The organism is Mucilaginibacter sp. P4_G9 (genome assembly GCF_056400985.1).
The window spans coordinates 1-12,486 of record NZ_JBFUKF010000148.1; the positions used below are offsets into that span (position 1 = coordinate 1).

The following is a 12,486-nucleotide window of genomic DNA, read 5'->3' on the forward strand; positions in this document are numbered from 1 at the left end:
GATCTGGATAACCCATGGAACGTGAACAAGAGCAACATTTTATACAAATGCGGCTGGAGCCCATTTGAAAATACTACCTTCCGCTCAAAAATAGCTTATACCCTGGTATCAGGCAATGTAGCCTATGCCAACGGTAGCTTAGTTGAAGGTAACGCAGGTAAACGACTGAATTTTAACAGGTAAACAGGGTTGAAATTTAGAGAATTTGAGCATTACAGAATTTTCTTTACAACAGAAAGTAATCGTTATAGCTGTAAAGGTTTGTCATCCTGAACGCTTGAAGGATCTATTCGCAGACTGTACAGGGCGAAAAGGCATAGCGAATAATAGATGCTTCAAGCGTTACCCATGACAAAAAGGTTTTTTGTAAACACGCCATGGGTAGGCAGTGGCACGCGGAAAATACTATTTCACTCCCACATAAACCTCCACCTCGGCATCCTCAGGATTTTGCGCTTTGGCTCCCCAAACATCAAAATCAGCAATGTAAGCACGATTGAGACTACTGCCCCATACCTGCTGCCAGGTTTCGGCAACACAATCCGGCAGGCGGCCTTTGGCCAGGTATTTTACATAGGTTGCAGGGGGCACGGTAAGGCTGATTAGCCCTTCGGGGATGTTATCCGGTGAACTTACCTTGCAGCCTAATACCGCGGTATAAAAGCCGGTATGATCAGTTTCATAATCTGTATAAACGCAGTAGATCTCGTCGGTTAGGCGGTCTTCAATTTGCAGCAGTACATTATCCTCCATAAACCTCCCCCAAAGTTCCCCAATGTCCTTTGCCGACTGGCCGTTTTGATTCGTCGTCCGCACCGGGATTCCTTCTAAAAAGAAACCCTTTATATGTGTATTCCCTATTAATTCTGTCATTACTATTTGTTATACTGATATATAATTAACTTTTAATCAATTTTTTATGCATATTAATTAAAGTAAATGTGCAGGTGTGCAGATTTCAGATGTGCAAATGAAACTTCATGTGCATTCAAAAATCTGCACATCTGAAATTTGAAATCTGCACATCTGAAATCTGCACATCTACTCAATCATCTTTTTTAAACCCTCAAAAACGCCCTGCCAGTTTTGTTCCGAATGTTCTTTGGCGGCCTCGTCTTTTACATTATCCTGCGTAATGGCAAGCGTTGTTACGCCATCTTTTTCGGTCAGCTTGTAGGTTATGTTGGCGTAATTTTCCGGCTTATCTTCGGTGCCGCCCATGCTGCTCCAATAGCTGTACTTTAAAAACTTACCGGGATCTATTTCAAGGATGGTGCCTTTATCCTGGTATTTATTACCTTCCCATTCGCCGCTAAATGTAATAGGCTCCCCTACCTTCCAGCTCGACTCTAAATTGGTACCAAAAAAATATTCTTTTACCATTGCCGGGTCGGTAAGGCCCTGCCATACTTTAGCAGCGGGTGCTTTAAATTTAATCTCGGTGTTCACTGTTAACTTTGTCATAATGTAAAATTTTTTATTGGTTATTATTATTTACAGGTATTGGTTCATCATTAATCATGTGCTGTTTTATCAGCTCAAAATCGTGCCCTTTTATTTCAAAATAACCAAACCTGAACGGGTACCCCCATGATTTTTTATTGGGCATAAAACTTAGCTCATTTACCAGCGGAACAATAGGTGTTTCCTCACATTGATAGTAGGTAACATTGCGGCGGTACGGGATAAAATCCTCGCTCATTTTATGCTGATAAATCTCATCCCCGGCAACTTTTCCTATAGCCGTAAAAGCCTGTAACGGTTCGGTTCCATCCATTGTTTGCCTGGGCGAGTAGATGATCACCCAATCGCCGGTAGCCATGCTTGTAAGCGGCCCTTGTTTGCCATGATTAGCCTGTATAAAACCACCGGCTACGCCACGGCTAATATGATCTTTTGAAACTACGGTTATCCAATATTTCATAGTGTTGAAGATTAATTACAAGCAAAAACATAGCCACAACAGCATTATTTTTTGATTGCAGCACAAAGAAATAACCGGGGAGTGACAGCAGTATGTCAGTAGAGATCTGTTTCCTGCAAATTTCTTTGACTAATGGCCATGATGATTGCACAAACCCTGTCTTTTAAGGAATCCGGTTTGATGATTTCGGCTCTATCACCAAACATCATGAACCAGCGGGCAAAACCTTCAATTGACGTGGTTAAAAAGGTCATCTCGATTTTGTTGCCGATGGTTTTCTCGGATACAAAACCGCTGTAATACTTTTGATGATCCAGGTAATTATAAATCTCCTTATCCACCTTAATCACCACCATTTCCAGTTGCTTTTCTTTGGCGGTTTGAGCTATATAAGCCTTTAAGGTTGGATGTTTGCTTTTGTTATAAGTTGTATCGGTAACTACCAGTTTACGGATCCTGTCTATCCTAAAATCACGGTAATCGTTACGGAGCCGGCAAAAGGCTATCAGGTGCCAGTAGCTATCAAGGTAAACTACACCAACCGGCTCAACATCGCGTTGGGTAAATTCCTGGCTGTGCCAGGCAAAGTAATCAATGCATAAAACCTTTTTATTAATAATGCTATCCAGTATGGTTTGGATATGATCATTATTATTGCCCGTGCGTTTCTGGCTGCTCTTCATTACCTCAATGCTGCCATCAAGGTTCTCCAACGCGTCTTTTTCGGTTGTTTTTAGTATCGCCCTCACCTTGTACATGGCCGATTGGTACTGGGCGTTTGTTGTGGCATCGGTGAGTTTTTCAACAAATTTTTCGGCAGTTAAAAAGGCGGTGGCCTCCTCGCGGGTAAACATTACAGGCGGCAGGCGGTAGCCATCCATAATAGAATAGCCTACACCGGCTTCACCAATGAGCGGAATCCCGGCCTCTTCAAGCGTTCTGATATCCCGGTAAACCGTACGCAGGCTGATATTGAAGCGTTCGGCAATATCACCGGCCTTTACTACCCTGCGCGATTGTAACTGGATTAAAATTGCCGAAATGCGGTCGATGCGGTTCATAGTATCAAATTAAGCAAAAAACACGCTACATTTGTATAATTATTTCATTTACCATTATGGCAGCCGAACAAAACGATAAGATTATAACATTTGAAAATTATTATGATGTTATGCTGGCGCATATTATACGCACCAAACTGGAAGATAATGGCATTCCCTGTTTTATTGCCGATGAAAATACCATTACCGCAAACCCTATTTACAACCAGGCGATTGGCGGTATTAAACTAAAAATATTTGAACGCGACCTTGAACGTTGCCGCGCTATACTGGCTGCCGAGGGCGATTTGCATGACCAGGATCGTATTGAGATAGACGAAGAAACCAACAATGCGGTTATTTGCCCGTTCTGTGCCTCAACCAACGTTGGCCCTACCGATCCGGGTAAGTTTGCATCGCTTATTTCGGCGATATTGCCCTTTGTTAACGATAAAGCCTGGCATTGTTTTAACTGCCAGCAGGATTTTGAGTAAGAGCCCCAGGCCTGCACTCCCTGAGGATTGATAAGGCTATCGGTCTTTAGGCTTCTATTGTATCAAAACACCTACAATCGCTTTATTTTTTACCCGATTTAACTATATTAGCGGTATGTATAACCGCCGCGAATTCATCAAAATATCAGCTGCAGGCGCCTCACTGGCAGCAATTTCAAACTCAGCCATAGCAGAAACTATTTCATTAAAACCCAATCCTGCTTTACCTATAGTTATATCTACCTGGGATTTTGGGATTTATGCCAATAAAGAGGCCTGGAAAACTTTAGAAAAAGGCGGTCGTGCGCTGGATGCGATAGAGGCCGGTGCCCGCATACCCGAGCAGACCGACATCAGTAGCCATACTGTTGGCCGTACCGGCTTGCCCGATCGCGACGGGCATGTAACGCTGGATTCATGCATCATGGATGAGTTTGGCAACTGTGGTTCCGTAGCTGCTATGGAAGACATAGCCCACCCCATATCGGTAGCCCGTTTGGTGATGGAAAAAACCCCTCACGTAATGCTGGTTGGCGAAGGCGCTACCCAGTTTGCGGTAGAGCATGGTATGAAAAAAGAAAAACTATTAACCCCGGAATCTGAAAAGATCTGGAAAGAATGGCTTAAAACAGCCAAATACAGCCCGGTAATGAATATTGAAAACGGCCGTAAAGCCGGTGATAAATACAACCACGATACTATTGGTATGCTGGCCATTGATGCCAAAGGCAATATATCCGGCGGTTGTACTACCAGCGGCATGGCCTTTAAGCTGCATGGCCGTGTTGGCGACAGTCCCATTATTGGTGCCGGCTTATATGTTGATAACGAAGTTGGCGGGGCTACATCAACAGGTGTAGGCGAAGAAGTGATCCGGAACGTAGGCAGTTTCCTGGTGGTTGAGCTAATGCGCCAGGGCTTATCGCCCGAGGATGCCTGCAAAGAGGCTGTTCACCGCATTATTAAAAAGAAACCTGATACCGCGAAGCAGATCCAGGTAGGTTTTTTAGCCATCAATAAAAAAGGCGAGTACGGCGCTTATGCTATACAAAGCGGCTTCTCGTTTGCCGTTTGTAACGCTAAACAACAGGATTTATTAATACCGGGCAAGAGTTATTACCCAGCTACTAAATAGTATTACATGTCCAAAACCAAAAATCAGGAGTCTAAACCACTCAATCGCGTTTCGCTTGAAGTTTGCGCCAATTCTGCTATATCGGCTGTGGCGGCCCAGGAGGGTGGCGCGGTGCGGGTTGAGCTTTGCGAAAATTTAAAGGAAGGCGGTACTACCCCATCGCACGGACAAATCCTGGTGGCCCGTAAGCTGCTCCATATAAAACTTTATGTATTGATACGACCAAGAGCCGGTGATTTTTTATATACCGACCTTGAATATGATATCATGATGGCCGAAATACGCTACTGTATTGAAGCAGGTTGCGACGGCGTAGTAATTGGCATACTTAAGCCCGATGGTACCGTTGATAAAGAACGCTGCCTCGAAATGGTGCGCCTGGCCAAACAATCGGGTCTGGGCGTTACCTTCCACCGGGCTTTTGACATGTGTAACGACCTGTACCAGGCCCTTGAAGACATTATTGAGATAGGTTGCGACCGGATACTTACCTCGGGAGGAAAAAGCTCGGCTATAGAAGGCGTTAACGTTTTAAACCATCTTGTAGAAAAGGCAGCAGGGCGCATCAGCATTATGCCCGGCGCCGGCGTAAGCGAAACCAACGTTGCCGACCTGGTTCATTTTACCAAAGTTACCGAAGTGCATTCATCGGCCCGTGTATCCGTTCACAGTAAAATGCAATACCAAAACGATCATATCCTGATGAGCAATGCCTCTGCCGATGAGTTTACCACCGATGTTACCGATGTGGGCCGGGTGAAGAAATTGATTGAAGTGGCTAATAGTTAGGGCGAAGCGAGGGGTTGTCAGGAAGTTAGAACCAAGACAAAGGACACTTAAAACCCGTCATTGCGAGGCACGAAGCAATCCCCGATTTACAGAGTAGCTGTGCAAATCCGATCTGTATTTTGGGGATTGCTTCGTCGTACCTCCTTATAATGACGTGCTTTCAAGTAGCTGATTATCAGTCTATATTTAAAGATATTTCTTGTTGTGAGAAGTAGAATGATTGTTAAAAAAGGGCTGTCATGCTGAGCCTGTCGAAGCATAGCGGGTGAAGGCCTCTGCGCGCGACCCTTCGACAGGCTCAGGGTGACAGGCCAATTATTCGCATAAGTAAACAAGTCATCCCCATTTTTTCCAGGATCATCCTGGTGGATACTCGCAATGACGATCACGAGGTGATTGTGGTATCCATACATGTCATTACTGTTTTTTCCAGGTCACCCCTGATGATCACTCGTATGACGGTGTGGCATAAATCTTGATTTTATCTCTGGATTCCTAAAAAAACGTTACCGGTAAAACCAGCTCTATCCTGTTCCTGCCGGTTCCGCCAAAAAAATCCTCATCCAGCAGGCGGCTATATCTTATGCCGAACGATATGCTGTTTTGGTTAAAAAACTTGGTATCAAAAAACAGCGTCGCCCCTGCCGAGCGGAAGTTTTGCTTAAATCTGCTGCCATCGGTATAAAAATTATCGGATGAGGCGTGGGTATAATCAAAAAACAAGGCCCCGCGCATGCGCAGCAGGTATACAATATTGCCAAAACCGGCATCGGGATAGGCTATCGGGAAATGATAGGCAAGCCCGGCCTTATTCATATCATCTAAATTCTGGGCGGTATAGCCTTTACTAAACGGAAAATCATTGGAGTAACTGATTACATTATCCTTGCCCTTTTGCTGGTGCGCAAGGCTAATCACAAAGCTGTGGTTGGTTACCAGGCCGGGGAAGTAAAATGTGCCCGATGCCAAAAACTGGGTAGCGCTGGTGCCCGCAATTGCCGTTTTATAGTTTACACTAATGTTTTGCGCAAACATGGGGTATATATTTTTTTTAGCCCGCTGGGTTTGGTTACCAAATGAAATGTAATTGTTTAAATAAGTATAGCTCCTGTCGGCAAATTGAGCCGAATAAGGCTGCTGAAAACTGGTACGGTTAAAATACAGGTCGCTGCCCAAGGTGAGGCCGGTAAAGTGTTTACCTGCCGAAAAAGTGAGCGGTACCTGCAAACCGCCATGCAACTGGGTTTCGTTCCAGTATACGTAGTTGCCCTTGGTAAAGCCGCGCCTGTCTAACGTATAATCAACCCCGGCCGAGAGGTAAGGGAATAACGCGCCATACACGGCTGCAAAGCCTAATTGCTTATAACCCTCATTACTGTTATAATCAAAGGAAATCTCGGATTGGAGGGTATTTAAAACATTCTGGCCGGTAATGGCAAAGGAATAGTTGGGATCGCTGATGTTGGGGATCAGGCTGTGAAAATTGAACAGTCCATGCGCTTTGGAATAATTGGTAACCGGCAGCGGTTTATCAACCACCGCAGCCAGCATATTGGCCGATGAATCTTTAGACAAAGCCAAAATACCAAACCCGGGTAAGCTTGTGTTTGCGTATAAATCACCGGCGTCAATCCATTTCAGGTCTTTTTTATTTGCTTCGGTTATTTGATACCCTGCAGCTGTAAAGCCCACCCAGGCCATTTTATGGGCAGATATGGCGGGCTGATAATTGCCTATTCCCAAACTGTTGGCAGCTGGCAGTAATTCGTAAAGCCTGTTGCTGTTTATCATCAGGGCAAATGACCTGTCCTGCGTATTAACTACGTTTGTAAAATATACAGAGTCTCCTTTAACCGCTAAAAAACCTATCGGCTTAAAAGTGAAGGGCAATAAATACCTGGTATCGCCTGTTTCCTTATTAATAAGGGCCAGGCTCATTTTGCCTTCGGGGTTCCTCACTGCAGAGATCAGCTCGCCATCTTTGTAAAACTTCGGATAGGTATAAAATAGCTTTTGCGGGTTTGGTACCGTTTTAAGCAAGTTACCGTCAGTGTTTAATATATGCAGTTGGCTTGCACCCGATGGATTAACCTGTACTGCTACTATACTTTTACCGTCGGCACTAAAAGCAGGCGCAAAGTACTTGGCTTTTTGGGTAATGCGGCGCTCCTGGCCGGTATTAGCATCAAGCAGCATCAGCTCACTATAATCGCGATAACCCCAGCGCAGGTCTGAACGGTAGGAAGCATATACTATTTTACTATCGTGGTAATCAAAGTAATTATCAATCGAGTATGAACGGGTACCGATCTTACGTTCACTATTACCCGTTTTTACTACAAATGCTGGGATCTCATCATAGCTGCTTTTCATATAGATGAGCGTACTATCGTTCACAAAAGCCGGGTATTCCCTGTTGGCATCAAAATGTTTAGGAATTTTTAAACCAGGTTCGGCATTTATGTTCYGGGCATCGTCCTGTAACCGGGCTTTAAAATTATCAAATGCCAGGCTCGTAAATGCTTTAAAGCTTGTACCGGTATACATTTTTATCGCCCTTTGAAAAGGATAGAACCGAGTATAAAAACCTGCCGCGTCATGTGTAACGTTCTTCCAGATGTTATCACCATACTTTTCGCGCCCATAGGCTACCAGCATATAACCCAGCGGATAATGATCGGGCAGATAATCGCGGTACGAGCCATTGCGCAGCTTCATGTAACTGTAATTTTTACCTGCAGCCCATAGAGCCCTGTAACCATTAAAAAAGTAAGGTAAACGCCCCCTGCCCTGCGAACTTACATGGGTTTCGTTAAATACGGCATCGCCCTCAAAAAACCAGTTGGGTACCGACAGATCATTACCCAAAGCCTGCCCGCCCTCGCCAAACAGGATATGCAGAAAGCGCGACAGGCCTACATTAAAATTATTATACTGCTGCACATGCCTGTACTCGTGAATGGCCAGCTGACTTGTCCAGGGCAGGCTGCCAATATCAAAACTATTTTGTTCGGGAGTTAAAAAAAACTCGCTCCTAAAAGGCGCCAGCCCAACATAGGCGTTGGCAATGGTAGTTTGATTTTGCAAAACAATGCTGATCTGCTTTTGCTTATAGCCAATGGTTGGCTTTACCAGCCCGTTCATCTGCTGTACAATATTGGCCACTTTTATACCCACCGAATCCATCCCCGCAGGGAAAATAACCTTAGCTGCTGGTGTATTTACCTGTTTCCATTTAATTGATGGCGGGTTGCCGCCAAACTCCTGGGCACCGGCAAAGCTTGCTGTTAAAAGCAGTAAAGGCAACAGTAGTTTTTGTAAATTTTTACAGGCAGCGGGGTATTTGTTCATCGGGGGATGAAAGTAGGTACAATTTGCTATTTAAACAACAGCGGTGTGCCCCGGAGAGCAATGCCAAGGTTTTCGCGCAAAGACGCAGAGACGCAAAGGGATTCGCTGATTTCTTCTTAGCGCATTTGCCTGAAAGCTTTACTTCAGCAGGTCCGAATATATGCCGCAATTCTCATCATCAAAGCAAACAAAAGTTACCTGTTTAATGCTTTCATTCTCTGCCAAAAAATCCTGAACGGTTTTTATGGCGATAGCGGCAGCCTTTTCTTTGGGAAAGTGATAGATGCCTGTGCTGATGTTGGGAAAAGCAATAGTTTCCACATGGTTTTCGGCAGCCAGTTTCAGGCTGTTTAAATAGGCAGAAGCCAGCAAAGCATCTTCGCCCTTACCGCCATTGTTATAAACCGGCCCAACCGTATGGATCACATATTTGGCGGGCAGGTTGCCGCCGGTAGTAATTACGGCCTCGCCGGTTTTGCAGCCACCCTGCCGGTTACGGATTTGGATACACTCCTCCAATATAGCTTTACCGCCCGCGCGATGTATGGCGCCATCCACACCTCCGCCGCCTAATAGTGAGGTATTGGCAGCATTCACTATGGCATCAGCCTTAATTTTGGTGATATCGCCCTGTACCAGTTTTATTCTTTCTTCGGTCATGGTAAAATGATTTTATTCTGCAGCTTCTTCGCCTTTTGAGCCAAGTTCAACAATATCACCTTTCTGAAACAGGATGGCTTTTAAAGTGGTACGCCATACCGGTTTTTTGCGCAGTAAAAATTCAAGATCCATGCCAAAATGTTTAAACTCTTCCTGCTGGGCGTTTTGCATAATGGCTTTGGCGTCTTTGTCGGTTTCAACGGCAATGCGCTGCTCGTACCAGTTAATGGCTTCGGCTTCTTCGGTAAGTGATACAATCATCCGGGCAAAGGTGCGGGTTTCGGCAGATAGCTCGTTTGCGGGTTCGTGGTATTGGTCAAATGACATAATGCTTTTTTTATTTAATAAAAACACGATGTACTGGTTTTGTTTGGGCGGATGGATATTTAGAAGGATTATGGATTATGTAAACGTTAGTCCGCTCAGGGTCTCCTCAATTCAATTAAGTTAATGAATTTCTCCCACAGCGGGGGGATAGCTTTGTAGCAAAAAAGCAAAAATGAAGCTCCGTGCCAGAGGTACGGAACCTCAGGTAGCGTACCTCTGGCACGCAAAAATGATATTTATTTGTGCTACCAAGCTTTTGCTCCTCTGGAGCAGCCTATCAGCCTCTTAACTTAATACATTTCGTCCCCTCAGGGTCTCTCGCAGAGGAACCATGCAGGTCCAACTGCATAGTCTTATACTTTGCAAACGGCCTCAGGGTCCTCTGCGAGAGACCCTGAGGAGACAAAAGGCTAAATAAAGTTTGCCCGGTTAGTTTCTTTTATAAAAAGAAATTGTCGCCAATGTTCCCGGATAGTCCCTTACTTCGGTATCAGTGTAATATCCCGAGCCATCAGCGGCAAAACCTATCCCTTCGCCTTGTGGTTCGTTATTAAAATAAGGCGCATATTGTGGCTTTGTAAGTAAGCCGGCCGATATTGAGGTGCCGGCGGATAACTTCCAATACCAGGTAGCTTCTTTATTTCTGAGCAAAATTTCGGTTCCGTCGGCAGAAATATCCCCACCTGTAGCTTTATTAAACAACAATTTAACTATCGGAGTTAACGTAGTTATTGCGGTGGTATTTTGGGGATACCTTGCAGTATAAATTTTTGAAACATTATTTTCTTTACTTGCTATGTAAAGATCTTTTGTTTGCGGATCGATCATCAGGGTTTCGGCATTACGGGAGCCATCCGGATATCTTAGCTCAATTTTATCCACCTCATTTATATCCAGCGTAACGGGCAGTGTTTTGCCTGTTAAATCGGGTTCAGGAAAACGGTAGATCAGTATGGTTTTGTATTTAGCATCGTTATCGCCAATATCGGCAACGTAAATGTAGCTTTTCCCGGCAACTGGGCCAGGGCCAACGGCAATGTCTTCCCAATCCCGGTTACTTTCCTGTGTTAAAGTTAGTGTCCCTTTATCTGCACCGGTCACATCAGTAAGATACACCTGATTAGGATTGCCGCTGTCATTATGGATATACAACAATCCCGGATTTGCCCTGCTTGCCGCTATCCCGGATATCTCTACCAAATCTGTCCTGAAAAGATGATTAGTTACCGGCACCGGGTTAAATAGCTTAGTGGTATCCAGCGAAGCCGGATCATAGGCAGGAGATAAAAAAGTAACCGGTGTTACAGGTGGCTTTATGGCTATGGTATCCCGGGTAGCCACCATTGTATTAGCTGTTTTTTTACATGCAGCTGCAACAAGTATTAAAAAACAAAATAACCCCCATTTAATGTATTTTGTTATACTGTTTACATTAAATGGGGTTATCATATTAAGCTTTATTTAAAATATGCGATTAGTGATGATTACCGGTACCATCTGCCTGGTAGCAACCAATATCTTTTCCTGGCGGCGTTATTTCGCTTGAACCGAAGTTAGGATTAACAGGAACATTTGTTATGGCAGTAAAACCTGTATAACCTTTGCCAATTGCCGGGGAACCCGACTGCAGATGAAAATCGAAACCGTCAACAGATGCCTGGTTTACAAAATTTAAATTTGGAAGCGGATAGTTTACAAACGATGGATTGTTTTTCCCTACTAATGATGATCCATCATATTTGAAACCAAATATGTATGATGCACCTAAAAAGGCTTTCATATTTGGAATATCAGTTGCTTGTGGATGTGTAACTACGGCCTGGGCTATGTTGGTAGGTACAAACTGACCGGCAATGGCTGCATTATCTGCATAATAAAAGTTGTAACCGTAGGCCGTTTTGGTTATAGGGCCATCAGCATGCGTTAATGTATCGGCCAGGTATACTTTAGCTGTAACATTATTACCACCTGCTATACGCACACCAAAATCACAATCAACAATTAAGTTATTGTAAGCCAAAGCTCTTGAGTTGTTCTCCACCTCAACAGATCCGCTACGGGCACCATATACACCATGGTTTCTGAAACCGCCATTTACATAAGTATTATTGTACATGGCTATCTGGCACTGAATTGATGATTTTGCACCATCATTAGCAGATTTTGTTCCATTGGTAGCTCCGCCGATGATCAGGTTATAGGCCATGTTACCCTGGGTACCGCCTTTGGCATTAAAGCCGTCGCCGCCAAGGCCGCCACATTTTTCTAATGTGTTTCTCATCATGTTGATGTGGCCACCGTAAAAACGAACAGCATCATCAGGTGTACCATATATCCATGAATCTTCTAAAATAAAGTTTCCGTTCGGATTTTGCCAGTAAATGGCATATTGGTCGCCTGTAGATGGGCCGGTGAACGGAGGAGATTTTAAACCTGCACCTGCAAAATCAAGGTGGGTCCATTTAATTACCAATAAGTTACAGGTTACATCGGCGTATATACCACCCCAGCCACCCGCATAGGCAGAATCTGTTGCTGCTGTTGAATTACCTGTAGTTTTGGATCTGCGCGGATCAGTTATAGTAACCGGAGCATCTTTTGTACCTAAACTAACCAACGTGCCCTTTACAATAAACGTAGCCGAATTGGTAACATTTACTTTAACACCCTTTTGAATTAAAAGTGTATCAGTAGCATTAATGGTAACATCGCCGGATATGGTATATGTTTTGCCTGCAAGCATGGTTCCTTTGATTGAACCTGACA

General features: G+C 44.3%; 12 protein-coding genes and 1 pseudogene. 4 read left to right on the top strand and 9 right to left on the bottom strand.

Going from position 1 to position 12,486, the window contains the following annotated elements:
* Window positions 1–183 (top strand): annotated as a pseudogene (locus AC1DPZ_RS13965) (dihydroorotase); the annotation flags it as partial.
* A gap of 222 nt (window positions 184–405) precedes the next feature.
* On the opposite strand, the gene AC1DPZ_RS13970 reads toward AC1DPZ_RS13965, so the two are convergent.
* The 4 genes from AC1DPZ_RS13970 to AC1DPZ_RS13985 all read right to left on the bottom strand — a co-directional run bounded on the left by AC1DPZ_RS13970 (window position 406) and on the right by AC1DPZ_RS13985 (window position 2,985).
* On the bottom strand, window positions 406–873 hold the full coding sequence (locus AC1DPZ_RS13970) for a GyrI-like domain-containing protein (RefSeq protein WP_477404321.1): 468 nt from the start codon (window positions 871–873) through the stop codon (window positions 406–408).
* 168 nt (window positions 874–1,041) lie between these two features.
* On the bottom strand, window positions 1,042–1,464 hold the full coding sequence (locus AC1DPZ_RS13975; RefSeq protein ID WP_477404323.1) for an SRPBCC family protein: 423 nt from the start codon (window positions 1,462–1,464) through the stop codon (window positions 1,042–1,044).
* A gap of 13 nt (window positions 1,465–1,477) precedes the next feature.
* Window positions 1,478–1,924 (bottom strand): EVE domain-containing protein, encoded by a 447-nt coding sequence (locus AC1DPZ_RS13980; RefSeq protein ID WP_477404325.1) that lies wholly within the window; start codon window positions 1,922–1,924, stop codon window positions 1,478–1,480.
* Between the two features lie 95 nt (window positions 1,925–2,019).
* On the bottom strand, window positions 2,020–2,985 hold the full coding sequence (locus AC1DPZ_RS13985) for a helix-turn-helix transcriptional regulator (protein WP_477404327.1): 966 nt from the start codon (window positions 2,983–2,985) through the stop codon (window positions 2,020–2,022).
* A 56-nt stretch (window positions 2,986–3,041) separates the two neighbouring features.
* Between AC1DPZ_RS13985 and AC1DPZ_RS13990 the strand changes: the two genes are divergently transcribed.
* The 3 genes from AC1DPZ_RS13990 (at window position 3,042) to AC1DPZ_RS14000 (ending at window position 5,382) form a co-directional block, all read left to right on the top strand.
* Window positions 3,042–3,458, top strand: coding sequence for a putative signal transducing protein (locus tag AC1DPZ_RS13990; RefSeq protein ID WP_477404329.1), 417 nt, complete (start codon window positions 3,042–3,044; stop codon window positions 3,456–3,458).
* A gap of 115 nt (window positions 3,459–3,573) precedes the next feature.
* Complete coding sequence (locus AC1DPZ_RS13995; protein ID WP_477404331.1) at window positions 3,574–4,593, top strand: glycosylasparaginase; 1,020 nt, start codon at window positions 3,574–3,576, stop codon at window positions 4,591–4,593.
* Window positions 4,594–4,599: 6 nt separating this feature from the next.
* A complete protein-coding gene (locus AC1DPZ_RS14000) occupies window positions 4,600–5,382 on the top strand; it encodes a copper homeostasis protein CutC (protein WP_477404333.1) in 783 nt (260 codons plus the stop codon).
* A gap of 495 nt (window positions 5,383–5,877) precedes the next feature.
* On the opposite strand, the gene AC1DPZ_RS14005 is transcribed toward AC1DPZ_RS14000, so the two are convergent.
* The 5 genes from AC1DPZ_RS14005 to AC1DPZ_RS14025 all read right to left on the bottom strand — a co-directional run.
* The gene (locus AC1DPZ_RS14005; RefSeq protein ID WP_477404335.1) at window positions 5,878–8,733 is read right to left on the bottom strand and encodes a hypothetical protein; all 2,856 of its coding nucleotides are present in this window, start codon (window positions 8,731–8,733) and stop codon (window positions 5,878–5,880) included.
* Between the two features lie 138 nt (window positions 8,734–8,871).
* Window positions 8,872–9,393 (bottom strand): O-acetyl-ADP-ribose deacetylase, encoded by a 522-nt coding sequence (locus AC1DPZ_RS14010; RefSeq protein ID WP_477404337.1) that lies wholly within the window; start codon window positions 9,391–9,393, stop codon window positions 8,872–8,874.
* 12 nt (window positions 9,394–9,405) lie between these two features.
* Window positions 9,406–9,720, bottom strand: a complete 315-nt coding sequence (locus AC1DPZ_RS14015) for a ferritin family protein (RefSeq protein ID WP_477404339.1) — start codon at window positions 9,718–9,720, stop codon at window positions 9,406–9,408.
* 429 nt (window positions 9,721–10,149) lie between these two features.
* Window positions 10,150–11,169 (bottom strand): hypothetical protein, encoded by a 1,020-nt coding sequence (locus AC1DPZ_RS14020; protein WP_477404341.1) that lies wholly within the window; start codon window positions 11,167–11,169, stop codon window positions 10,150–10,152.
* A 25-nt stretch (window positions 11,170–11,194) separates the two neighbouring features.
* Window positions 11,195–12,486: hypothetical protein (locus AC1DPZ_RS14025; protein ID WP_477404343.1), on the bottom strand; the 1,292-nt coding region annotated here is incomplete at its 5' end.

What these genes read in the sequence shown, in the direction of transcription:
- AC1DPZ_RS13970 (WP_477404321.1), bottom strand. Translation starts at nt 873, where the DNA reads ATGACAGAATTAATAGGGAATACACATATAAAGGGTTTCTTTTTAGAA.
- AC1DPZ_RS13975 (WP_477404323.1), bottom strand. Translation starts at nt 1,464, where the DNA reads ATGACAAAGTTAACAGTGAACACCGAGATTAAATTTAAAGCACCCGCT.
- AC1DPZ_RS13980 (WP_477404325.1), bottom strand. Translation starts at nt 1,924, where the DNA reads ATGAAATATTGGATAACCGTAGTTTCAAAAGATCATATTAGCCGTGGC.
- AC1DPZ_RS13985 (WP_477404327.1), bottom strand. Translation starts at nt 2,985, where the DNA reads ATGAACCGCATCGACCGCATTTCGGCAATTTTAATCCAGTTACAATCG.
- AC1DPZ_RS13990 (WP_477404329.1), top strand. Translation starts at nt 3,042, where the DNA reads ATGGCAGCCGAACAAAACGATAAGATTATAACATTTGAAAATTATTAT.
- AC1DPZ_RS13995 (WP_477404331.1), top strand. Translation starts at nt 3,574, where the DNA reads ATGTATAACCGCCGCGAATTCATCAAAATATCAGCTGCAGGCGCCTCA.
- AC1DPZ_RS14000 (WP_477404333.1), top strand. Translation starts at nt 4,600, where the DNA reads ATGTCCAAAACCAAAAATCAGGAGTCTAAACCACTCAATCGCGTTTCG.
- AC1DPZ_RS14010 (WP_477404337.1), bottom strand. Translation starts at nt 9,393, where the DNA reads ATGACCGAAGAAAGAATAAAACTGGTACAGGGCGATATCACCAAAATT.
- AC1DPZ_RS14015 (WP_477404339.1), bottom strand. Translation starts at nt 9,720, where the DNA reads ATGTCATTTGACCAATACCACGAACCCGCAAACGAGCTATCTGCCGAA.
- AC1DPZ_RS14020 (WP_477404341.1), bottom strand. Translation starts at nt 11,169, where the DNA reads ATGATAACCCCATTTAATGTAAACAGTATAACAAAATACATTAAATGG.